Annotated in this window: 16 protein-coding genes; 12 read left to right on the top strand and 4 right to left on the bottom strand. The window is 66.5% G+C overall.

The window, feature by feature from the left end; genetic code table 11:
* The first annotated feature begins 8 nt into the window (after nucleotides 1–8).
* The 9 genes from carA (at nucleotide 9) to ACP7AX_RS07855 (ending at nucleotide 11,806) form a co-directional block, all read left to right on the top strand.
* Nucleotides 9–1,256 (top strand): glutamine-hydrolyzing carbamoyl-phosphate synthase small subunit, encoded by a 1,248-nt coding sequence (gene carA / locus ACP7AX_RS07895; protein ID WP_426226025.1) that lies wholly within the window; start codon nucleotides 9–11, stop codon nucleotides 1,254–1,256.
* On the top strand, nucleotides 1,256–4,615 hold the full coding sequence (gene carB / locus ACP7AX_RS07890; RefSeq protein ID WP_426226024.1) for a carbamoyl-phosphate synthase large subunit: 3,360 nt from the start codon (nucleotides 1,256–1,258) through the stop codon (nucleotides 4,613–4,615). The genes carA and carB overlap by 1 nt, the downstream gene beginning before the upstream one ends.
* Nucleotides 4,608–5,474 carry an orotidine-5'-phosphate decarboxylase gene (gene pyrF / locus ACP7AX_RS07885; RefSeq protein ID WP_426226023.1) on the top strand — a complete coding sequence of 289 codons (867 nt, stop codon included), beginning with the start codon at nucleotides 4,608–4,610 and terminating at the stop codon, nucleotides 5,472–5,474. The genes carB and pyrF overlap by 8 nt, the downstream gene beginning before the upstream one ends.
* Before the next feature lie 154 nt (nucleotides 5,475–5,628).
* Nucleotides 5,629–5,946 (top strand): integration host factor, actinobacterial type, encoded by a 318-nt coding sequence (mihF, locus tag ACP7AX_RS07880; protein WP_426226022.1) that lies wholly within the window; start codon nucleotides 5,629–5,631, stop codon nucleotides 5,944–5,946.
* 46 nt (nucleotides 5,947–5,992) lie between these two features.
* Complete coding sequence (gmk, locus tag ACP7AX_RS07875) at nucleotides 5,993–6,568, top strand: guanylate kinase (protein ID WP_426226021.1); 576 nt, start codon at nucleotides 5,993–5,995, stop codon at nucleotides 6,566–6,568.
* A gap of 36 nt (nucleotides 6,569–6,604) precedes the next feature.
* The gene (gene rpoZ / locus ACP7AX_RS07870) at nucleotides 6,605–6,865 is read left to right on the top strand and encodes a DNA-directed RNA polymerase subunit omega (RefSeq protein WP_003800778.1); all 261 of its coding nucleotides are present in this window, start codon (nucleotides 6,605–6,607) and stop codon (nucleotides 6,863–6,865) included.
* Nucleotides 6,866–6,918: 53 nt separating this feature from the next.
* A complete protein-coding gene (gene coaBC / locus ACP7AX_RS07865; RefSeq protein ID WP_426226020.1) occupies nucleotides 6,919–8,169 on the top strand; it encodes a bifunctional phosphopantothenoylcysteine decarboxylase/phosphopantothenate--cysteine ligase CoaBC in 1,251 nt (416 codons plus the stop codon).
* A gap of 77 nt (nucleotides 8,170–8,246) precedes the next feature.
* Nucleotides 8,247–9,482, top strand: a complete 1,236-nt coding sequence (metK, locus tag ACP7AX_RS07860; RefSeq protein ID WP_131684069.1) for a methionine adenosyltransferase — start codon at nucleotides 8,247–8,249, stop codon at nucleotides 9,480–9,482.
* 224 nt (nucleotides 9,483–9,706) lie between these two features.
* Entirely contained in the window at nucleotides 9,707–11,806 is a 2,100-nt protein-coding gene (locus tag ACP7AX_RS07855; RefSeq protein ID WP_426226155.1) for a primosomal protein N', read from the top strand.
* 18 nt (nucleotides 11,807–11,824) lie between these two features.
* On the opposite strand, the gene ACP7AX_RS07850 is transcribed toward ACP7AX_RS07855, so the two are convergent.
* From ACP7AX_RS07850 to ACP7AX_RS07840, 3 genes are read right to left on the bottom strand one after another with little or no spacing between them, the layout of a single operon-like run.
* Nucleotides 11,825–12,901: a glycosyltransferase family 4 protein gene (locus ACP7AX_RS07850; protein ID WP_426226019.1), complete on the bottom strand. Its 1,077-nt coding sequence runs from the start codon at nucleotides 12,899–12,901 to the stop codon at nucleotides 11,825–11,827.
* Nucleotides 12,898–13,827: an alpha/beta fold hydrolase gene (locus ACP7AX_RS07845; RefSeq protein ID WP_131684072.1), complete on the bottom strand. Its 930-nt coding sequence runs from the start codon at nucleotides 13,825–13,827 to the stop codon at nucleotides 12,898–12,900. Before ACP7AX_RS07845 ends, ACP7AX_RS07850 begins: the two co-directional genes overlap by 4 nt.
* Nucleotides 13,828–13,839: 12 nt before the next feature.
* Nucleotides 13,840–14,709, bottom strand: coding sequence for an aldo/keto reductase (locus ACP7AX_RS07840; RefSeq protein ID WP_426226018.1), 870 nt, complete (start codon nucleotides 14,707–14,709; stop codon nucleotides 13,840–13,842).
* 123 nt (nucleotides 14,710–14,832) lie between these two features.
* On the opposite strand from ACP7AX_RS07840, the gene glpK reads away from it, so the two are divergent.
* A complete protein-coding gene (glpK, locus tag ACP7AX_RS07835) occupies nucleotides 14,833–16,347 on the top strand; it encodes a glycerol kinase GlpK (protein WP_426226017.1) in 1,515 nt (504 codons plus the stop codon).
* Here the strand turns inward: glpK and ACP7AX_RS07830 are convergent.
* Nucleotides 16,344–18,608, bottom strand: coding sequence for a PEP/pyruvate-binding domain-containing protein (locus ACP7AX_RS07830; RefSeq protein WP_426226016.1), 2,265 nt, complete (start codon nucleotides 18,606–18,608; stop codon nucleotides 16,344–16,346). The two genes, glpK and ACP7AX_RS07830, sit on opposite strands and share 4 nt — an antisense overlap.
* A gap of 295 nt (nucleotides 18,609–18,903) precedes the next feature.
* Here ACP7AX_RS07830 and leuS point away from each other — a divergent pair, with 295 nt between their 5' ends.
* Together leuS and ACP7AX_RS07820 are read left to right on the top strand one after the other, a co-directional pair.
* The gene (gene leuS / locus ACP7AX_RS07825) at nucleotides 18,904–21,429 is read left to right on the top strand and encodes a leucine--tRNA ligase (RefSeq protein WP_426226015.1); all 2,526 of its coding nucleotides are present in this window, start codon (nucleotides 18,904–18,906) and stop codon (nucleotides 21,427–21,429) included.
* Nucleotides 21,430–21,497: 68 nt separating this feature from the next.
* Entirely contained in the window at nucleotides 21,498–22,505 is a 1,008-nt protein-coding gene (locus ACP7AX_RS07820; RefSeq protein WP_131684077.1) for a DegV family protein, read from the top strand.
* Nucleotides 22,506–22,528: the final 23 nt, after the last annotated feature.

Raw genomic sequence — 22,528 nt, 5'->3', positions numbered from 1 at the left:
CAGAAACAGTGACAGCAAACCCAGCGGCTTCGGCTCCTTCCACCCCGGCGGCATTCGTCCTGGAGGACGGCCGGATCTTCCGCGGCACCAGCTACGGCGCGCAGGGCAAGGCCCTGGGCGAGGCGGTCTTCGCCACCGGCATGACCGGCTACCAGGAGACCATCACCGACCCGTCCTACGCCCGCCAGCTGGTGGTGCAGACGGCCCCGCACATCGGCAACACCGGCGTGAACAGCGAAGACGCCGAGTCACGCCGCATCTGGGTGGCCGGCTACATCGTCCGCGACGCCGCCCGCCGCCCATCCAACTGGCGCTCCGAACGGTCCCTCGACGAGGAACTGGTGGAGCAGGGAATTGTGGGCATCCAGGGCGTGGACACCCGCGCCATCACCAGGCACCTGCGCGAGCACAAGACCATGCGCGCCGGGATCTTCTCCGGCGAGGCAGCCAAGGCCACGGACAAGGAACTCGTTGACGCCGTCCTGGCCAGCGCCCCGATGGAAGGCGCCCGCCTCGCTGAAGAGGTCAGCGTCGATGCGGCCTACGTCGTTGACCCCAAGGACCACGGCTGGGAGGGGGAGGCACGGTTCAGCATCGCCGCGATCGATCTCGGCATCAAGGCCATGACCCCCGTCCGCTTCGCCCAGCGCGGCGTCCGCGTGCACGTCCTGCCCGCCACCGCCACGCTGGAGGATGTGAAGGCAGTCAACCCGGACGGCTTCTTTATGTCCAACGGCCCCGGCGACCCCGCCACCGCTGACTCGCAGGTCAAGCTGCTCCGTTCAGTCCTGGACGAGAAACTCCCGTACTTCGGCATCTGCTTCGGCAACCAGATCCTCGGACGCGCGCTGGGCTTCGGCACCTACAAGCTCCGCTACGGCCACCGTGGCATCAACCAGCCGGTGATGGACCGCCGCACCGGCAAAGTCGAAATCACCTCGCAGAACCACGGCTTCGCCGTGGACGCACCGCTCGACGGCGCCACCCAGGCTCCGGAGGAGCGTTACGGCCGGGTCGAGGTCAGCCACATCAGCCTGAACGACGACGTCGTCGAAGGTCTCGCGTGCCTGGACATCCCGGCGTTCTCGGTCCAGTACCACCCTGAAGCGGCGGCCGGCCCGCACGACGCTGCTTACCTGTTCGACCGTTTCATCGACCTCATGGAAGGCACCCGCGACGGGCGCACCGCCAACCTGTCGGAAAAGCCTGCCGACGCCAAGAACACCACCGATTCCAAGACTGAGGACACCAAGTAATGCCCAAGAGAACTGACCTTAAGAGCGTCCTGGTCATCGGCTCCGGCCCGATCGTGATCGGACAGGCCGCCGAATTCGACTACTCCGGTACCCAGGCACTGCGTGTCCTCAAGGAGGAGGGCCTGCGGGTCATCCTGGTGAACTCCAACCCCGCCACCATCATGACGGACCCCGAGTTCGCCGATGCCACCTACATTGAGCCCATCACCCCCGAGGTGGTGGAGAAGATCATTGCCAAGGAGCGGCCGGACGCCATCCTGCCCACCCTGGGCGGGCAGACGGCCCTGAACACCGCCATCGCCCTGGACAAGAACGGTGTCCTGGCGAAGTACAACGTGGAACTCATCGGCGCGAACATCGCCGCAATCGAGCTCGGCGAGGACCGCGAAAAGTTCAAGGGCGTGGTGGAACGCTGCGGCGCCGAATCAGCCCGCAGCCACATCATCCACACCATCGATGAGGCACTCAAAGCTGCTGACGACCTGGGCTACCCCATGGTGGTCCGGCCTTCCTTCACCATGGGCGGCCTCGGTTCCGGCCTCGCCTATGACGAGAACGATCTCCGCAGGATTGTGGGCCAGGGCCTGCAGTACAGCCCCACGTCCGAGGTCCTGCTGGAAGAGAGCATCCTGGGCTGGAAGGAATACGAGCTGGAGATGATGCGGGACAAGAACGACAACGTGGTTGTGGTCTGTTCCATCGAAAACTTCGATCCCGTAGGCGTGCACACCGGCGACTCCATCACCGTGGCGCCGGCACTGACCCTCACGGACCGCGAATACCAGCGGCTGCGCGATATCTCCATCGCCGTGATCCGCGAAGTCGGCGTAGACACCGGGGGCTGCAACATCCAGTTCGCCGTCGAGCCGGACACCGGCCGCGTGGTGGTCATCGAGATGAACCCGCGCGTGTCCCGCTCCTCGGCGCTGGCGTCCAAGGCCACGGGGTTTGCGATTGCCAAGATCGCCACCAAGCTTTCCCTCGGCTACACCCTGGACGAGATCCCGAACGACATCACGCAGAAGACGCCTGCGTCCTTCGAGCCAACACTTGACTACGTGGTGGTCAAGGTTCCGCGGTTCGCGTTCGAGAAGTTCCCGGCCGCCGACAACACCCTCACCACCACCATGAAGTCGGTGGGCGAGGCGATGGCCATGGGCCGCAACTTCACCGAGGCACTCCAGAAGGCCCTCCGTTCCCTGGAACAGAAGGGTTCGCAGCTGGACTTCAGCTCCGTCCCCGAATGGGAGGTCGCTGAGCTCATTGAAAAGTCCAAGCGTCCCACCACCGAACGCCTTCACCAGGTGCAGCGCGCGCTCCTGGGCGGCGCCAGCGTGGAGGAGCTTTTCGAAGCCACCAAGATCGATCCCTGGTACCTGGACCAGCTCCAGCTCCTGAACGAGATCTCCCACGAGATCCGCCAGGCAGGTTCCCTGACGGTGGAGATGCTCCGGCGGGCCAAGCGCCACGGCTTCTCCGACGAGCAGATCGGTGCCCTGACGCACAACTCCGAGGCAGTGGTCCGCGGCGTCCGCCAGGCCCTGGGCATCCGTCCGGTCTACAAAACGGTGGACACCTGCGCCGCAGAGTTCGCCGCCTACACCCCGTACCACTACTCGTCCTACGACGAGGAGGACGAGATTGCGCTGCACGCCAAGCCGTCCATCCTGATCCTCGGCTCCGGTCCCAACCGCATCGGCCAGGGCATCGAGTTCGACTACTCCTGCGTCCACGCCTCGATGGCCCTGCGCAAGGCCGGCTACGAGACCGTTATGGTCAACTGCAACCCGGAAACCGTCTCCACCGACTACGACGTCTCCACCCGCCTCTACTTCGAGCCGCTGACGCTGGAGGACGTCCTGGAGGTCATCGCCGCCGAAGAGCGCACCGGCGGCGTGATGGGCGTGTTTGTGCAGCTGGGCGGCCAGACGCCGCTGAAGCTTGCCCAGCAGCTGGCCGACGCCGGTGTGCCCATCCTCGGCACGTCCCCGGCAGCGATCGACCTCGCCGAGCACCGCGGCGAATTCTCCCGCGTCCTGGACAACGCCGGCCTGATCGCCCCGAAGAACGGCACCGCTGTCTCCTTCGAGGACGCCAAGAAGATCGCTGACGAGATCGGCTACCCCGTCCTGGTCCGTCCGTCCTACGTCCTCGGCGGCCGCGGCATGGAGATCGTGTACGACGAGCCGAACCTTTCCCGCTACATCGCCAACGCCACCGAGATCACCCCGGACCACCCGGTCCTGATCGACCGATTCCTCGAAGACGCCGTCGAAATCGACGTCGATGCACTCTTCGACGGCACGGACATGTACCTCGGCGGCATCATGGAGCACATCGAGGAAGCCGGTATCCACTCCGGTGACTCCGCCTGCGTCCTGCCGCCCATCACGCTGGGCAACAACGTCCTGGAACGCGTCCGCACCGCCACCCGGGCCATCGCCGAGGGCGTGGGCGTGCGCGGCCTGATCAACATCCAGTTCGCCCTGGCCTCCGATGTCCTGTACGTCCTGGAAGCGAACCCGCGTGCCTCCCGCACCGTGCCGTTCGTCTCCAAGGCAACCGGCGTCCAGATGGCCAAGGCCGCTGCCCTGATCGGCACCGGCGTCACCATCCACCAGCTCCGGACTGCCTACAAGATGCTGCCGGAAACCGGCGACGGCTCCACGCTGCCGCTGGACGCGCCGGTATCGGTCAAGGAAGCTGTCCTGCCGTTCAGCCGGTTCCGCACCCCGGAGGGCAAGGTGGTGGACTCGCTGCTCGGCCCCGAAATGCGGTCCACCGGTGAAGTGATGGGCATCGACAAGCACTTCGACACTGCCTTCGCCAAGAGCCAGGCAGCGGCGAACAACGCGCTGCCTACCGAAGGCAAGATCTTTGTCTCGGTGGCCAACCGGGACAAGCGCTCGGTCATCATGGGCGTCAAACGGCTCTCCGATCTCGGCTTCGAGATCGTCTCCACCGGCGGCACCGCCGATGTCCTGCGCCGCAACGGCATCCAGGCCACCCCGGTCCGCAAGGTCGCCGAGGGCAGCAGCGCCGAGGGCGAAGGCACCATCGCGGATCTGGTCATTGCCGGCGAGATCGACATGGTGTTCAACACCCCGTCCGGCGGCGAAGCCCGCAGCGACGGCTACGAACTCCGGGCCGCAGCGACGTCCATCGGCATTCCCTGCATCACCACGGTGGCGGAGTTCAACGCCGCCGTCCAGGCGATTGAGGCCATGCGCACCTATGAGTGGTCGGTGACCAGCCTGCAGGAGCACGCTGCCGCGCTGACCGCCTCGCAGCACGCGGCCGCGCAGGGTGCTGCTCCGCAGGACGGAGCCCCCAAGGCAGCAGTGGCGCAGAATGCCTGAGTCCGGCACACCCGGAGCCGCCGGCCGGGAGTCCTTCGGCTCCCGGCTCGGCGCGGCCATGGCGGCCCGCGGGCCGCTCTGCGTGGGCATCGACCCCCACCCGGCTCTGCTCAAGGCCTGGGGACTGGACGACGACGCCGCCGGGCTGAGGCGGTTTTCGCTCACAGTCCTGGAGGCCGTCGGTTCACTCGCTGCCGCGGTGAAGCCACAGGTGGCGCTTTACGAGCGCCACGGGTCAGCGGGCATGGCTGTCCTCGAGGAACTCCTTGCCGAGGCCCGGGACGAGTCGGTGCTCACCATCGCCGACGCCAAGCGCGGCGATATCGGCTCTACCATGGCCGCCTACGCGGACGCCTGGCTCCGGGACAGTTCACCGCTGGCCGCCGATTCGGTGACCCTGAGCCCTTACCTGGGCTTCGAATCGCTCCGGCCCGCACTTGACCTGGCAGCCGAGACCGGCCGCGGTGTGTTTGTCCTCGCCTTGACCTCCAACCCGGAGGGGGCATCCGTGCAGCACGTGGGCGGAGCAGATTCCGTGGCGCGGCGCATTGTCGGGGCGGCAGCGGCTGAGAACCGGCGTTATCCCGGCCCGCTCGGCTCGGTGGGCCTGGTTGTCGGCGCCACGGTGGGCTCGGCGCTCTCGGACCTGCAGCTGGACCTCGGGGCCGTCAGCGGTCCCATCCTCGCTCCTGGACTGGGTGCCCAGGGTGCAACCGCGGCAGACCTGCGCAGGACCTTCGGCGCAGCCTACCCACAGGTCCTTGGAACCTCCAGCCGCGATATTCTGTCAGCCGGTCCCGCCGTCCAGGGACTCAAGGATGCCGCCCTGCGGACACTTGACGGACTGCGGGGAGAATAGGCGCCACCTTTGTTGCGCTGCAGGTGGGATGCGGGTGGGGTGCGGGCCGGATACACGCGCAATGCATTGATTCGCCGTCCCGCAAGGGGTAGGTTTCTGGACAAGTCCAATGGCGGCCGCCTTGGATGCATCCGTCCCACCGGGGGTGTCCGTTATGAGCCTGCGACCCTTGTCCGCGTCGGAACGCACGGCTGCGCTGCAGAAGGCCGCGGCTGCCCGCGCAGCCAGGGCTGCGGCGAAGGAACGGCTCAAGAACGGCCAGACCTCAGCGGCGGACCTCATCCGTTCGGCCGCCGCTGACGAGGCCCTGGCCCGGATGAGGGTGGCAGAGCTGCTTGAAGCGTTGCCGGGCATCGGCAAGGTCAGGGCTGCGGCCATCATGGAGCAGCTGGGCATTGCCGCGTCCCGGCGGGTCCGCGGACTGGGCATTCACCAGCGCCAGGCGCTGGTAGATTTTATAGACGAGAAGTAGGGCGTGCCACGGTCCGCCCCATCCGAACTCCGGCACAAAGGAATACGTGAGCAAGAAACCGGGACTGACAGTCCTCGCAGGTCCGACGGCTGTTGGCAAAGGCACCGTGTCCACCTACATCAGGGATAACTACCCCGAAGTCTGGCTTTCCGTTTCGGCAACCACCCGCGCGCCCCGGCCAGGGGAGCAGGACGGCGTCCACTACTTCTTCAAGTCCAAGGAGGAGTTCGAATCGCTGATCGCCGCCGGCGAGCTGTTGGAGTGGGCCGTAGTCCACGGCCAGAATACCTACGGCACGCTGAAAAGCACCGTCAAGGAGGCCATCGCAGACGGCAGGTCCGTCCTGCTGGAGATTGACCTGCAGGGCGCCCGGCAGGTCAAGGCGGCCGTCCCCGATGCGCAATTCGTCTTTCTCGCCCCGCCCAGTTGGGACGAAATGGTGCGCCGGCTGGTAGGCCGTGGCACCGAAACCGCCGACGAACAGCGGCAACGGCTGGAAACCGCTAAACTAGAACTTGCCGCTGAACCGGAGTTTGACCACACCGTCATCAATGATGACGTTCGCCGGGCAGCGGACGAGCTTGTTTCACTCATGGGGCTGACACCGCACCCGCACATTTAGCCGGTACCCGTCAGCCCGTTAGAATTTGGAGAATTCGTGTCCACGAACCTTGAAGGCATCATCAACCCGCCGATCGACTCACTGCTTGAGGCAGCTGATTCCAAGTACGGCCTGGTGATCTTCGGCGCCAAGCGTGCACGCCAGATCAACGCCTACTACGCCCAGCTGCACGAGGGCCTGTTCGAGTACGTCGGCCCGCTGGTCGATACCAAGCTGAATGAGAAGTCGCTGTCCATCGCCCTGCGCGAGATCAACGAAGGCAAGCTCGTTTCCACGCCGATCGAAGCCGCAGAGTAAAGCAGCGGTCCTGTCACCGAGACCACGCAGACTCACCTGTTGACGGAGCTCACGTGCGCATAGTGCTAGGAGTCGGGGGAGGGATTGCCGCCTACAAGGTGGCATCGCTCCTCCGGCTTTTTACTGAAGCCGGGCATAACGTCACGGTGATCCCCACCGAGGCCGCCACCCGCTTCGTGGGTGTGGCAACCTGGGAAGCCCTGTCCGGCAACCCGGTCACCAACAGCGTCTTCGACGAAGTCCATCAGGTCAACCACGTCAAGCTCGGCCATGAGGCCGATCTCATCGTGGTAGCCCCCGCCACAGCTGATCTGTTGGCGCGCGCAGCCACCGGCCAGGCCAGCGACCTCCTCACCAACACGCTGCTGATGGCACGCGGACCCGTACTGTTTGCACCGGCCATGCACACCGAGATGTGGCAGCACGCTGCCACCCGGGCCAACGTGGAGACACTGCGGGGCAGGGGAGTGGCCGTACTTGAACCGGCCAGCGGCCGGCTGACCGGCGCCGATACCGGCCCTGGCCGCCTGCCGGAACCCGAAGCCATCTTTGATGCCGCCATGGCCCTTGCCCAGGGCGAGCCGGACTACCAGCTTCCCCTCGCCGGGAAAACGGTCACCATCAGCGCAGGCGGTACCCGCGAACCTCTGGACCCGGTGCGCTTCCTGGGCAACAGGTCCTCCGGCAAACAGGGAGTGGCGTTGGCTGTCGCCGCCCGCAACGCCGGTGCAACTGTCCGGCTCCTCGCCGCCCATATGGAAGTCCCGCCCCCGGCCGGCGTTGACGTGGTGAAAGTGGAGACTGCCCTGCAGTTGCGCGAAGCCGCGCTGGCAGCGGCGGTGGACTCCGACGTCGTGATCATGGCAGCTGCCGTGGCGGATTTCCGTCCCGCCGAGATCTCGGGCACCAAGATCAAGAAACGCGACGATACTGCGGACCCGGTCATCACGCTGGTCCGCAACCCCGACATTCTTCAGGAACTCGTGGAACTGCGGGACCAAGCCACCGGGCACCAGGCCGCCCGCCGCGGCCAACTGATTGTTGGCTTCGCCGCTGAAACCGGTGACGGGCAGGGCGACGTCCTGGCGTACGCGGAGGCAAAGCTCAAGCGCAAGGGCTGTGACCTGCTGGTGCTCAATCACGTGGGCACGGACAAGGTCTTCGGCCAGGACACCAACTCTGTAGTCATCCTGGCTCGCTCCGGCGCCGAACCACAACTGGCCGCCGGCACCAAGACCGCGGTTTCGGCTGCCATCATTACCCGGATCGGCTTCGAGCTGAACCGCGTTTCGCCCCGCGCCTGACGCCAGGAGCGGCACGTTTCCTTAGTACGGGGACACACGCCGCCGGACGTCCGAGTCCTAACCAGTAAGGTAGTTGAGTGACTTTACCGCTGCACATTCCCCAGACCCACGGGACCACGCCTCCCGCACTCCGGCTCTTCACCTCCGAGTCGGTCACTGAAGGCCACCCGGACAAGATCTGTGACCAGATCAGCGACGCCATCCTGGATGCCCTGCTCGCGGCAGACCCGGAGTCCCGCGTTGCCGTTGAGACGATGGCCACCACGGGCCTGGTCCATGTTGCCGGCGAAGTCACCACAGACGCCTACGTGGAAATTCCGCAGATTGTCCGCGAGACCATCCTCGGCATCGGCTACGACTCATCGGCGAACGGTTTCGACGGCGCACGCTGCGGCGTCTCGGTATCCATCGGCCAGCAGTCCAATGACATCGCCGGCGGCGTCTTCAACTCCCTCGAAGCCCGCGAAGGCCGGCAGGAGGACGATTACGACCTCCAGGGTGCCGGCGATCAGGGCCTGATGTTCGGGTACGCGAGCGACGAAACGCCGTCGTACATGCCCACGCCCATCTGGCTGGCGCACCGTCTCTCCGAACGCCTTACCGAGGTCCGGAAGTCCGGCCTGCTGGCGTACCTCCGCCCTGACGGCAAGACCCAGGTCACTGTGGGCTACGACAAAGACGTTCCCGTATCAGTCGAAACCGTGGTCATCTCCAGCCAGCACGCGGAAGGCACCAGCCTGGCCCGGCTCCGGGCCGACCTCGCCTCGATGGTGATCGATCCGGTCCTCGCCGCAGCCAACCTGGACATCTCCCGCGCTGCAAACATCCTCAACCCCGCCGGCGAGTTCGTCATTGGCGGACCCGTAGGCGATGCCGGCCTGACCGGGCGCAAGATCATCGTTGACACCTACGGCGGAATGGCCCGTCACGGGGGCGGCGCCTTCTCGGGCAAAGACCCGTCCAAGGTGGACCGGTCCGCTGCCTATGCCATGCGCTGGGTTGCCAAGAACGTGGTGGCCGCCGGACTGGCCAAGCGCGCCGAAATCCAGATTGCGTACGCGATCGGCCAGGCCCGGCCCGTGGGCACCTATGTAGAGACATTCGGGACTGAAACCGTGGACCCCGCGAAGATCAGCGCCGCAATCGCCGAAATCTTCGACCTCCGTCCCCGCGCCATCATTGATGCCCTGGATCTCAAGCGTCCCATCTACGCCAAGACTGCAGCCCACGGGCACTTCGGCCGCGACGATCCCGATTTCACCTGGGAACGGCTGGACCGCGTCGACGACCTCAAGGCCTTCTTCAACGCCTAGAGCCGGCCGGCAGCGGACACGGCAGGCGGAATGTCAGAGGCCCGTGGTTGGCTTGTCGTGTCCGGACAAACCGGACCTGGCAGGTCCGGTACAGGATATTGAGGCGCAGGTGTTGAACGGGGGTAGTGGTTGTGGCCGCTCAGGAGACTGCTGGTCGGAGGAGCGCTGCATCAGCGGCCTCTGTCCGGGCGCAGCCACACTCCTCCGGTGCCGTCCAGCCATCGCTGCTGCAGGGGTTCCCCTCCAAAGCGAGGCCGGCGGGTCCGCCGCTGGCCGGGCACCTTCCCGTGGCCAGGGTCCATGTGGAGACGCCGCTGCCCCACCTGGACCGGCCCTTCGATTACAGCGTCCCTGCCGAATTGGACGAAGCCGCTCAGCCGGGCGTCCGGGTGAAGGTCAAGTTCAATGGCCAGGACCTGTCCGGATTCATCATGGAACGCACTGCGGAGTCCGATGCCGGCCACGCCCTGGTGCCGCTGCACAAAGTCATCTCACCGGTGGCCGTCCTGACGCCCACTGTGCGGGACCTCGTAGCCGCCGTCGCAGCCCGCTATGCAGGAACCGTCAGCGACGTCCTCCGGGTGGCCGTGCCGCCGCGCGTGGCCAAACTGGAGAAGGATTTCCTCGCCGGAGTATTCGCTGAGGCCGGCGCCGAAACCGCCTCGGAGGCGGTGGAACCCCACGCCGAAGCCGTCGAAACAGCGACCTCAAGCGAGCAGGCCGATGCCTGGGACGGCTACAGGAACGGCCCCGCCTTTGTCCGACACCTCCGGGATGGTGGCTCCCCGCGTGCAGTCTTCAGCCCGCTCCAAGGCTACGGTCCGGCAGCGTGGCCGCGTCTGCTGGCGCAGTCTGTGGCAGCCGTCCGCGCCTCCGGCCGTGGCGCCCTGGTAGTCGTACCCGACCACCGCGACCTGGACCAACTGGAAGCAGCGCTGCTCGAAGTACTGCCGGCCAGTGACGTCGCCCGCCTCACGGCAGAGGACGGGCCCACCCCCCGCTACCGGAACTTCCTCCGCCTCCTGGCGGGCTCGGCGCGGGTGGCCATCGGGACGCGCTCGGCCGCGTACGCCCCGGTCCGGGACGTGGGCCTGGTGGCCTGCTGGGACGACGGCGACGACCTCCACATCGAACAGCGCGCACCGTACGCCCACGCCCGCGAAGTGTTGCTGCTCCGGGCAGACCAGGAGGGTGCCGCCTGCCTGATGGCGGCCCACTCCAGGAGCACCGAACTGCAGAGGCTGGTGGAGGCAGGCTGGGCCATGCCCATCGACGCCGAACGCCCCTACCTGCGCCGCACCGTTCCGCGGGTGCTCAACACGGCCGACAGCTTTGAACAGGAACGTGACCCCCTGGCGCGGATCGCCCGGCTCCCGGGAGCCGCCTGGCGGGCAGCCAAGGAAGGGCTGGAACGTGGCCCCGTCCTGGTGCAGGTGGCGCGGGCAGGCTATGCACCGTCGCTCGTGTGCGAAACCTGCCGCGAACCGGCACGGTGCCAGGCATGCCAAGGCCCGCTGGCCCTCGCAGGCGCCAGCGGTTCCGCCTCGATTCCGCAATGCCGCTGGTGTTCCACCCCGTCTCCTGACTGGCACTGTGTCCACTGCTCAAGCCGAAGGCTCCGAAAAGGTGCCACGGGCGTCCTGCGGACGGCGGAAGAGCTGGGCCGGGCGTTCCCCGGAAAGGCCGTCGTCACATCCTCCGGAGACCACGTCAAAGCCAGCGTAGGCAGCAGTAAAGCTCTGGTGGTGGCGACGGTCGGTGCGGAACCCGTAGCGGACGGCGGTTACGCCGCCGCTCTGCTCCTTGACGGCGACTCGCTGCTGCGGCGGGAAAATCTCCGCGCCGGTGAGGACACCGTGCGCCGCTGGTTCAATGCCGCCGCCCTGGTGCGCCCTGCCTCCGACGGCGGACTGGTGGTCATCACCGCGACGGAAAGTGTCGCCGTCGGTGCGCTGTTGCGGTGGGACCCCGCCGGCTATGCACGGCGGGAGCTGGAGCTGAGGATGGAACTCCAGTTACCCCCGGCCGTCCGCGTCGCGTCGGTCACCGGTCCCAGGGCCGCCGTCGTGCATTTCACTGCTGCTGTGGAACATCAGCTGGCGGACTCGGGCCTGACGCTGCGGACAGCGGGACCGGCGCCGGTGCTGCTCGTTGGGCTGCCAACACCCCAGCGGGTCGGTGAAGACGTCCGCACGCTGTTGTTCTTCCCCTACGGACAGGCCGGTTTGGTCACCCATGTGCTGCGCTCAACAAAGGCGGCGGCCGCCGCGAAACGCAGCGAGGAGCCGGTGCAGGTCAGGCTCGACGGCGTTGATGTCCTTTAGAACGGCTGGCGGTGTCAGCTAGCGGCTGCGGCGCGCCACGATGTTGTGTGCCACGTCCACCAGCTGCCGCGCGGACTCATCCCAGCTGAACTCCCGGGCACGGTCCACGGAGCGGCGGGACACGTCCTGCCAGTGGGCGTCGTCGCGCAGTTTCCGCACTGCGGCCGCGAACTCGGCCGGTGAAGCGGGATCGACGTATGAAGCCACGTCGCCGCCGACCTCCCGGAAAATTGGGATGTCGCTGGCGATCACCGGCGTGCCCAGTGCCATGGCTTCCACCAGCGGCAGCCCGTAACCCTCTGCGTGCGAGAGGCTCACCAGGGCGGTGGCCCGCTGCAGCAGGGCCCAGTATTCGTCATCGGTGACCCCGTTGTGGAAAACCACTTTGGCCCCCGGGGGGACCATAAGCTCCAGTTCAGCCCGGCGCTCCGGTGTGATCCTGCTGAGCAGATGAAGGGTGAAGTCGGGCAGGTCCGCCATTCCGGCCACCATCGTGCCGACGTTTTTGTACGGCATGAAAGAGCCCATATAGATCAGCGAATGATCGGCCCCGGCGGACGGGTCCCGCGGGTCCTGGGCAGGCTGCGGCGCGTTGCTGATGATCCTCACAGGCCGTTTGGTCAGCCGGTACTTGGCCATCAGGGCCTCCGTGGTCCTGCTGATGGTTGCCACCACGTCCGCCCTGTTGAGGAGCAGCCGCTGGGGCCAGAAGGCCTTGTGGTAGAGCCGCCACAGGATCCGTACCGGGGCCGGGAGGAACCCCGGCGGCGCGGGGTGCTCGTAGTAGATGAGGTCGTGCAGGGTCAGGACCAGGCCGTACCTGCGCCCCCAGCTCCCCATGGTCTGCATGGGGCACACCACAACGTCGGCGCCGAGCGGGTTGACCTTGCGGGCCACAAACAGTTCCAGCGGGGACAACGGACTGTTGATCAGCGTGTACGGAACATCCGGGAGCAGGGCCAGCTGCCGGGGGTCGCTGATGAGCATGGAGACATCGGCTATTTTCGCCGTTGCCGCGATGAGGCTGGCGCCGTACCGGCTGATGCCGTCATGGTGGTCGGTCCGGGTGAAGCGGGCATCGATGACAATCTTCACGCGGGGTGGTCCTTAAGGAAGCTGCGGATGAAACCGGCGGCCGGTTCGGGCGTTTCGTAATGGATGAGATGGCCGACGCCGGGAATCACTTTGAGGACGCCGTCCGGGAGGCGCGCGGCGAGGCGGTGCTGGTCCGGGAGCATGGCTATCTCGTCCTTTTCACCGGCGATCAGCATCACCGGCAGAGTCAGCCTGTCCGCTATCTCCGCCACATGGCTGCCCACCGACGCCCTGAACGATTCCAGGAGGCTTTCCCGGTCAGCGAAGGCGCTGAAGTAGGCATGGTGCTGGCCATGGATGAACCGGCGCAGCTCCTTGTTGGTGGTCTTGGCCATGGCCTCGCTCATGACGCGGACAATCAGCGGGCTGCGCAGCAGGGCCAGTCCCAGGGCACGCGGGAGCTTGGCTGCAAGGCGGTAGTAGAGCACCGCCAGTTTCGTCATGACACCCTTCGGGCCTTCCAGGGCGGGCGCGGCGATGGGGTTGATGAGGATCAGCGGTGTGACAGTGCCGGGGTGGGCCGCCACGTAATGGGATGCGACGATTGAGCCGAAGGAGTGCCCCAGGAGAACAGTGTCCGGGCCGAGTCCCAGAGCCGCCATGAAGTCTGTGATGAAGGTGCCGTAGCTGGCCACCGAATGATCCGCGGCGGCGAACGCCTCAGAGCTGCCGAAGCCAGGCAGGTCCGGCATGATGATGCGCATTTCCGGGAGCTGGTCAGCCACCCTGAGCAGGCCGTGATGGTCGCCCCGGAAGCCGTGGATGACCAGGATGGTGCGGGTTTCCGGTGTGGCCCGGACCGGTTCGTAGGTCCAGTAGGCCACTTTGCTGCCGTTCAGCTCGATGGTGGCGGCATGGGTGCGGGCGGCCAGGGCGTCGCTGAAGTAGGACGGCGCGGGGGATGGCTGGGGAGCGGCTGTTTTCATTGAGGCTGGGTCCTAGTTGACGTTGTCCGGGTGGGAACCGGTGCGGTGGCCGCGGTCCAGCTCAGCCAGGGCAGCCATGTCCCGCGGGGAAAGTTCGAAGCCGAAAACGTCCAGGTTCTCCCGGAGCCGGGCCTCGGAGCTTGCCTTGGGGACAGTGAGGTTCCCCAGCTGGACATGCCACCGGAGGACGGTCTGGGCCGGCGTCCTGCCGTGCTCGGCCGCAAGGGCCAGGACAACGGGGTCGGCCAGCACATGTCCGCGCCCCAGCGGGCTCCAGGCTTCGGTCCGGATCCCCAGGTCCTTGTGCTTCTGGCTGAGTTCGTGCTGCTGGAGCCAGGGATGCAGCTCGATCTGGTTTACGGCAGGCACCACTTCTGCCTTCTGGAGCAGGAGGTCAAGGTGCTTCGGCTGGAAGTTGCAGACACCCACCGCCCGCACTTTTCCTTCGCGGTAGAGCGTCTCCAGGGCGCGGTAGGTCTCGGTGAACAGCCCCCGCCGGGCGCAGGGCCAGTGGATCAGGTACAGGTCCACGTAGTCCAGGCCAAGGTTGACCATGGAGGTATCAAAGGCGCGGAGCGTCCGGTCATATCCCTGGTCGTCGTTCCAGACCTTGGTGGTGACGAAAACATCCTCACGCCGCAGGCCCGGGGCAGCTTCGCCCGAGCCGCCGTTTCCGCCCTCGGTTCCGAAAGCAGAACTCAAACCCTTGGCGACGCCCGTCTCGTTGCCGTACATGGCGGCTGTGTCGAAACGGCGGTAGCCGGCTCCCAACGCCATGGACACCAGGCCTGACGCGTCCGCCGCCGGAACCTTGTAGAGCCCTAATCCCAGTTGGTCGATCAGGACACCGTTGTTCAGGCTGAGACGGGGGGAGGGTTTCATAGCATTGACTTTACCCACTGGCTCCGGCGACGCCGCGAAAGCTTGCCTGCCGCCGCGCGGTGGCATCATTGGATATTCTTCGAACGGGACCCGGCCACATCAGCCCCGGACAAGGACGTCACCATGAACCAGTACGTAATCGCGATCGACCAGGGCACCACCAGTTCCCGTGCCATCATCTTCGACCATCAGGGTGCCATCGTTTCCTCAGGCCAGATGGAACACGAGCAGATCTTTCCGCAGGCCGGCTGGGTGGAGCACCGGCCGGCTGAGATCTGGAACAACACGCGGGAGGTTATCGGTTCCGCCCTCTCCAAAGCGAACCTGACCAGGCACGATATCGCCGCCGTCGGGATTACGAACCAACGTGAGACCGCCGTGGTGTGGGACAAGACCACCGGCGAGGCTGTCTACAACGCCATTGTCTGGCAGGACACCAGGACCCAGGACATTGTGGATGAGCTGGCCAAGGACGGCGGTCTGGAGCGGTTCAAGCAGAAGGTGGGCCTGCCGCTTGCCACGTATTTCTCCGGCACCAAGATCAAGTGGATCCTGGACAATGTAGACGGCGCCCGGGCCAGGGCGGAGGCCGGTGACCTGATCTTCGGCAACACCGATTCCTGGGTCCTCTGGAACCTGACGGGCGGCGTGGACGGCGGCGTTCACGTCACGGATGTCACCAACGCCTCGCGGACCATGTTCATGGACCTGGAAACACTGCAGTGGGACGAAGAGATCCTCAGCGTTTTCGGCGTTCCCCGGAGCATGTTGCCGGCCATCAGGTCCAGTTCGGAGGTGTACGGCACCGTCCACACGTCCCAGCTGCTGCGGGAAGTCCCGGTCGCGGGGATCCTTGGCGACCAGCAGGCAGCAACGTTCGGACAGGCAGCGTTTGATGCCGGTGAAGCCAAGAACACGTACGGCACCGGCTGCTTCCTGATCTTCAACACCGGTGAGGAGATCATCCACTCCAAAAACGGGCTCCTCACCACGGTCGGCTACAAGCTCGGCGAGGGTGCACCGCACTACGCCCTCGAAGGCTCCATCGCCGTCACCGGATCCCTGATCCAGTGGCTACGCGACAATCTCGGCATGATCCGGAACGCCTCCGACGTCGAAACGCTCGCAGCAGCCGTGAAGGACAACGGCGGTGTGTACTTCGTGCCCGCGTTCTCCGGGCTCTTCGCCCCCTACTGGCGGTCGGATGCGCGCGGAGCCATCGTGGGCCTGACCCGGTTCGCCAACAAGAACCACATCGCCCGCGCCGCCCTGGAGGCCACGGCTTTCCAGGCCCGCGAGGTGCTCGACGCCGTCAACGCGGACGCCGGCGTGCCGCTGACAGAATTGAAGGTCGACGGCGGCATGGTGGCCAACGATGCGCTGATGCAGTTCCAGGCCGACATCCTGGGCGTCCCGGTGATCCGGCCCAAAGTGATTGAGACGACGGCGCTGGGTGCCGCCTACGCAGCTGGCCTCGCCGTCGGCTTCTGGAAGGACCTCGGCGAGCTCTCGGCAAACTGGTCCGAGGACAAGCGCTGGGAACCCCGGATGGACGGGGCAGAACGGGACCGCCAGCTGCGCCAGTGGAAGAAGGCGGTTACCAAGTCCATGGACTGGGTCGACGAGGACGTGCTTTAGCCCTCGTGGATTACTACCGTGCCGGCGTTGCCATCCACTGTGACCAGCTGGCCGGTGTGGAGGATCCTGGTGGCCTTCCCGGTGCCTACAACGGCAGGAATTCCGTATTCGCGGGCGACGAGGGAGGCGTGGGCGGCCAGGTTTCCGCCGTCGGTGACCACCGCTGCTGCATAGGCAAACAACGGTGTCCAGGCCGGGGCGGTCGCTTTCGCCACCAGCACCTCACCGGGTTCGAAGTCGGCGAAGTCCTCCGGCCCGTCCACCACCCGTACCCTGCCCTGGGCCCGGCCGGGACTCGCGGGGTGCCCCACCAGTGCGCCTTCCGGATGGTCCTGGCTGGTGCGGGCAAGATTGGCAAGACGGTCGAAAGCGTTGCCCACCAGCGGGGGCAGTTTCCCTGCCGTCAGCGGCGCCGTGAGCTTCCGCTGCTGCATCCACTCCCTGCGGCGCCGCTCCACATTCTCCTGCTGCTTGGGGGTGTCCATGCCCAAGGCGTCGTAGGTGAGGAAGTAGATGTCCTCGGGAGCATCGATGAGCCCCCGGTCGCGTAGGCGGGCGCCCAGTTCGGCCGTGCACCGGCGCAGCAACGGCCAGCCGAGCGTGAAATACCGGACCTGTTCCTCGCGGAGCACGGCGTAGTGCTGGGCGAGGCTGAGGAGCGCATCAAACCTGTGCAGTTGCCTCGTCCCCTTGAGCACGGCGCGGCATTGCGCCTCTGCTTGCCGCCGCCGTTCCACTGCTGTTCCAGCCGGCGGTACTGCTTCCTGCCCGATGCCGCGCCCGGGCTGCCCCCCGGTTCCCTCGCCCGCCGTCGGGAAGTACCAGTCCAGGCTGTACACCGCGTGCGGAACGGCGGCGGGCAGCACCGGCGCGAGTCCACCCAGGAGCGTCTGGTAGCCCAGGGTCTGTTCCGGCTGTGCGCTGGAGGGCGGCGCAGTGCCTGCGAGCGGGCGGGCAAGATGCCGCCGCCAGAACCGGGCCAGGGCCATCTCCATCTTCCAGGCGCCGCCGCCCGTGGCCGAAAAGAACCACAGATACTCGCCGGCTTTCCCGGTCACCTGATCCACCAGGCTGATGAGCTCGGTCCCGGCCGCTGAACCCAAGGCATCGGAAGGCGTCGCCGCTAAAGCCAGGTAAGCGGGCAGGCAGTCACTTCGCCATTCCTCTTCCAGGTCCCGCAGCACCGTCCTGTCCGCACCGGCGGGATCGAACATGGGACGGAACACGGAGTTGTAGAAGAAGGGGACGGACCGTGGCGGGCCGCCGAACAACACATGAGGAAGGTTCCGCGGGCTGGGCGGCGAGACGTAGTACCAGCCATTGATCACACCGTTCCGCATGGGAACTTCAATGCCAACAGACCGGCGCACGGCGTTGTTGTAGGCGGCGTCAATCCGGGGGATCGCCCAGTCCATGAACAACGGCGTGACGGGTTCGGAAAGCCATTCCCCCAGGCGGAAGTTCCGCAGCCAGGGGCCCTTCCCGGGCGGCTCCCAGCTGACGGGTTCCGGCAGTGCGGTCATCGGCCGCGCCTGGAGGATCAGGACGTTGCCGGTACCGTCCATCGCCCACTCGATGTCCTGCGGGCAGCCGAAGTGGACTGCCACCCGCGCCGCGAGGGCGGCGACCGCCGTCGCGCTTTGTTCCATCAGGACAGTGCCTTTGCCCGGGGTGCGGTGTGGCCGGCCGTGGCGGACGGTCCATTCCTCTCCGGTGGACACACCGGACACGAGCTTCTCACCCAGGCCGGGCACGGCCGAAATGATGATCTCGTCCCGGACGCCGGTCAGGGGGTTGGCAGTGAAAGCCACACCTGCCGCGACCGGTTCCACCATCTGTTGAACCAGGACGGCCATGGCGGGACTCGACAGGGCGGCGACCGAGGCCTCATAGGCCCTCACGCGGTCAGTATTTGCCGAGCCAAAGCATCGCTCGACGGCGGCCGGGAGGTCCTCGGTCTCCACCCGCAGGTATGACTCGTACATTCCGGCAAACGACGCGTCCGGCAGGTCTTCCGCGGCGGCGGAGGACCGGACCGCGAAGGGGCCGGGGCCGGCGGTGGACGCCGCCTTCCGCAGGTGCTCAGCCAGCGTCCGGTCCGCGGATTGCTCCTGCATTGCGGCCTGGGTGACCACAAAACCCGCAGGTACCGGAAAGCCTGCCGCGCTCAGCGCTGACAGGGCCGCTGCCTTGCTGCCGGCAACCTCCCGCGATTGCGCCGCAGCTACGCCAAGGCGGGGGAACGGGACATCGTCACTCACGGGAGTCTCCATCCCGATCAGGCAAAGCGATGGGGGAATTTCAGTTTAGTCCCAGCCCCCGGTTACGGCCTAGTGAATGTATCTGCCCGCCTGCGGCAGGTGCGCTAAAGTAGATCCATGCGTGCGATCCTTCTGCTTAGCTAGCCGCCGGTATCCGAAGACCTACGGATGGCCGTGCGGCAGCCCCTCCATGGCGAGGGGCTTTTGTGTGTCCGGGCCGGTTTGCGGCCGGACGGCGGGAGGATCAGACCGTGGTGGCAGCACCGATGCCACCACTGAACAGAAGAGGGCAGCAGTGAGCGTTCAGCCGGAGACAGACACCGGAACAGCAGCAGCGACGGCGGAAACCCCCGAAGAGGGGGCGTACAGCTTCGCGGCGATGGAGGCCAAATGGCCCCAGGTATGGGAGGACCTCAAGGTCTTCACGCCTGTCGACGACGGCTCCCGCGAGCGCCGCTACGTGCTGGACATGTTCCCGTACCCGTCCGGCGACCTCCACATGGGGCACGCCGAAGCCTTTGCCATGGGCGATGTCGTGGCGCGCTACCTGCGGCAGAAGGGCTTCGACGTCCTGCACCCGATCGGCTGGGATTCCTTTGGCCTGCCCGCGGAGAATGCTGCCATCAAACGCAACGCCCACCCGAGCGAGTGGACGTACGCCAACATCGACACCCAGGCGGCGTCGTTCAAGCGCTACGCGATTTCGGCTGACTGGTCGCGTCGGCTGCATACCTCCGATCCCGGGTACTACCGTTGGACGCAGTGGCTGTTCAAGCGTTTCTACGAGCGCGGCCTGGCCTACCGCAAGGACTCCCCGGTCAACTGGTGCCCGAAGGACCAGACAGTGCTGGCCAACGAACAGGTGGTCAACGGCGCCTGTGAACGCTGCGGCACGCCCGTCACCAAGAAGTCCCTGAACCAGTGGTACTTCAAGATCACTGAGTACGCCGACCGGCTGCTCGATGACATGGACGAGCTGCGCGGCCACTGGCCCGAGCGTGTGCTGGCGATGCAGAAGAACTGGATCGGCCGCTCCGAGGGTGCCCACGTCAACTTCGTGATCGAGGCCGACGGCGGCAAGCCCGCCAAGGATGTCACGGTCTTCACCACCCGGCCCGACACCCTGTACGGCGCCACTTTCTTCGTCGTGGCAGCCGACGCACCCCTCGCCGTCGAACTGGTGACGGAGGAGCACGCTGCCGCCCTGGACTCCTACCGCGAACAGGTCAAGGCGCTCACCGAGATCGAACGCCAGTCGACCGAGCGCGAAAAGACCGGTGTCTTCACCGGCCGTTACGCCGTCAACCCGCTGAACGGCGAGAAGCTGCCGGTGTGGGCGGCTGACTATGTGCTGGCGGATTATGGCACCGGTGCCATCATGGCAGTCCCCGCCCACGACCAGCGCGATCTTGACTTTGCCAGGACGTTCGGTCTGCCCGTCCGCGCGGTCCTGGACACCGGTGAGGAAGATCCGGCAGTCTCCGGCAAGGCCACCTCAGGGGAGGGCACCCTCATCAACTCGGGCATCCTCGACGGGCTGCCGAAGACCGAAGCCATTCCCGCCGCCATCGAAATCCTGGAGAAGCAGGGGACAGGCGAGAAGTTCGTCAACTTCCGGCTGCGTGACTGGCTGCTGAGCCGGCAGCGGTTCTGGGGCACGCCCATCCCCATCATCCACTGCCCGTCCTGCGGTGAAGTCCCCGTCCCCGACGACCAACTGCCCGTCACGCTTCCGGCGGACCTGCGCGGCGAAGACCTGTCCCCGAAGGGCACGTCCCCGCTGGCCGCGGCCGAGGCCTGGGTCAACGTGGAGTGCCCCAACTGCCACGGAGCCGCCAAGCGCGACACGGACACCATGGACACCTTCGTGGATTCGTCGTGGTACTTCCTGCGGTTCGTTTCGCCCGAGTACACCGACGGTCCCTTCGACCCCGCGAAGATCAACGACTGGATGCCGGTAGGGCAGTACGTGGGTGGCGTGGAGCACGCCATCCTGCACCTGCTCTACGCACGGTTCTTCACCAAGGTCATCCATGACCTGGGCATGATCGAGGCCGACGAGCCCTTCAGCGCCCTGCTCAACCAGGGCCAGGTCCTCAACGGCGGCAAGGCCATGTCCAAGTCGCTGGGCAACGGCGTGGACCTCGGCGAGCAGCTGGACAAGTACGGTGTGGACGCTGTCCGCCTGACCATGATCTTCGCCTCCCCGCCTGAGGACGACGTCGACTGGGCGGACGTTTCGCCGTCGGGCTCTGCGAAGTTCCTGGCGCGCGCGTGGCGGCTTGCCCAGGACGTCACCAGCGCCGCCGGAGTTGACGTGGCGTCGGGGGACCGGGCGCTGCGCTCGGTCACGCATCGTACCATCGCAGACGCCGCCGCGCTGCTGGACACCAACAAGTTCAACGTGGTGGTTGCCAAGCTGATGGAGCTGGTCAACGCCACGCGGAAGACCATCGATTCCGGTGCCGGCGGGTCTGATCCCGCCGTCCGGGAAGCAGCCGAAGCTGTTGCGGTCATCCTTAGCCTGTTCGCGCCGTACACGGCTGAGGATATGTGGAACGTCCTGGGCCACCCGGCCTCAGTGGCGAACGCAGGCTGGCCTTCCCACGACGAAGCGCTCCTGGTGCAGGAGACTGTGACCGCCGTGGTCCAGGTCCAGGGCAAGGTCCGCGACCGCCTGGAGGTCTCCCCGGAGATCGGCGAGGACGAGCTCCGTGAGCTGGCACTGGCCAGCGAAAATGTCCAGCGGGCCCTCGATGGCCGTGGTATCCGCACGGTGATCGTGCGGGCGCCTAAACTGGTCAACATCGTCCCGGCCTAATACCAAGGAAGGGCTGTGTACCGGCCACCGGATCCTTCCGGTGGCCGGCTTCGACCCAGGAGGCCACCTTGCCCGACCGCGATGCCGCCGCATGGCTTTGGCTCAGGGACCGCCTTTCCGCCCTCCGCCCCGCGGCCCGTCCCGGCGCGGCGCCTGCAGAAGCTGCCGCCGTCGTCCGTACGGCAGTGGTGACCGATTCAGCCTCTGCGCTCCCGGCTGTCTGGGTGCATGCCTGCGCCGGCGACGGCCGGCTGACGGTGATACCCATGCCGGTCATGGTAGGCGCCGAGATCTATGGCGAGGGTGAAGATGACATCACCGAAACCATCGCGCTTGCACTGGCCAGCGGGAAGTCGGTCAAGACCTCGCGTCCGTCGCCCGGCCAGTTTGAACAGGCCTTCCTGGCGGCGGAACGGCAGGGCTACGAGGGTGTAGTGTCCATCCATATTTCCGGTGGCCTCTCCGGCACTGCGGATGCTGCCCGGCTGGCGGCGGGCCGGGTGGGTATCCCGGTGGAGGTCCTCGACTCCGCCACGGTGGGGATGGCGCTGGGCATGGGCGTGCAGAGTGCCGTTCTTGCAGCGGCGGCCGGGCTCGACGCCCCGGCTGTCCGCGCCATAGCGGAAGAGCAGTTGGCACGGACCAAAGTCTATTTCTACGTCCCCAGCCTTGAGCAGCTCCGGCGCGGGGGACGGATCGGTGCAGCCGCTTCGCTGCTGGGGACCATGTTCGCCATCAAGCCCATCCTGGCGGTCGACGACGGCAAGATCATCCCGCTGGAAAAGGTCAGGTCGGCAGCGAAAGCCGTGGCCCGGCTTGAGGAGATAGCCGCGGCGGACGCCGCGTCCCGTCCTGAAGGCCGGGCCCGCCTGGCCGTCCACCATTTTGGGAACCCTGAAGAGGCGGAGGCCCTTGCTGACCGTCTCGCCGCCGCCCTGCCGCAGAGCCCCCGGGCGCAGATCAGCTCCCTGCCCGCGGTCCTGGCTGCGCACGCCGGGCTGGGGGTGCTTGCCGTGATAGTGGGGGAGAGCGGCGGGGCGGCCGCGGAACCGGAGCCGCCGGCGGTTGCCGGCTAGCCGTTCCACCCCGGGGTTTCCAC

Source organism: Pseudarthrobacter sp. DSP2-3-2b1 (assembly GCF_049895945.1).
Lineage (GTDB): Bacteria > Actinomycetota > Actinomycetes > Actinomycetales > Micrococcaceae > Arthrobacter.
The sequence above is the reverse complement of the archived record's forward strand: the minus strand, read 5'-3'. Positions and strand labels throughout refer to the sequence as shown.

Coding starts and splice junctions, on each gene's coding strand:
- pyrF (WP_426226023.1), top strand. CDS start 4,608: ATGCCTGAGTCCGGCACACCCGGAGCCGCCGGCCGGGAGTCCTTCGGC.
- mihF (WP_426226022.1), top strand. CDS start 5,629: ATGAGCCTGCGACCCTTGTCCGCGTCGGAACGCACGGCTGCGCTGCAG.
- carB (WP_426226024.1), top strand. CDS start 1,256: ATGCCCAAGAGAACTGACCTTAAGAGCGTCCTGGTCATCGGCTCCGGC.
- glpK (WP_426226017.1), top strand. CDS start 14,833: ATGAACCAGTACGTAATCGCGATCGACCAGGGCACCACCAGTTCCCGT.
- ACP7AX_RS07845 (WP_131684072.1), bottom strand. CDS start 13,827: ATGAAAACAGCCGCTCCCCAGCCATCCCCCGCGCCGTCCTACTTCAGC.
- ACP7AX_RS07840 (WP_426226018.1), bottom strand. CDS start 14,709: ATGAAACCCTCCCCCCGTCTCAGCCTGAACAACGGTGTCCTGATCGAC.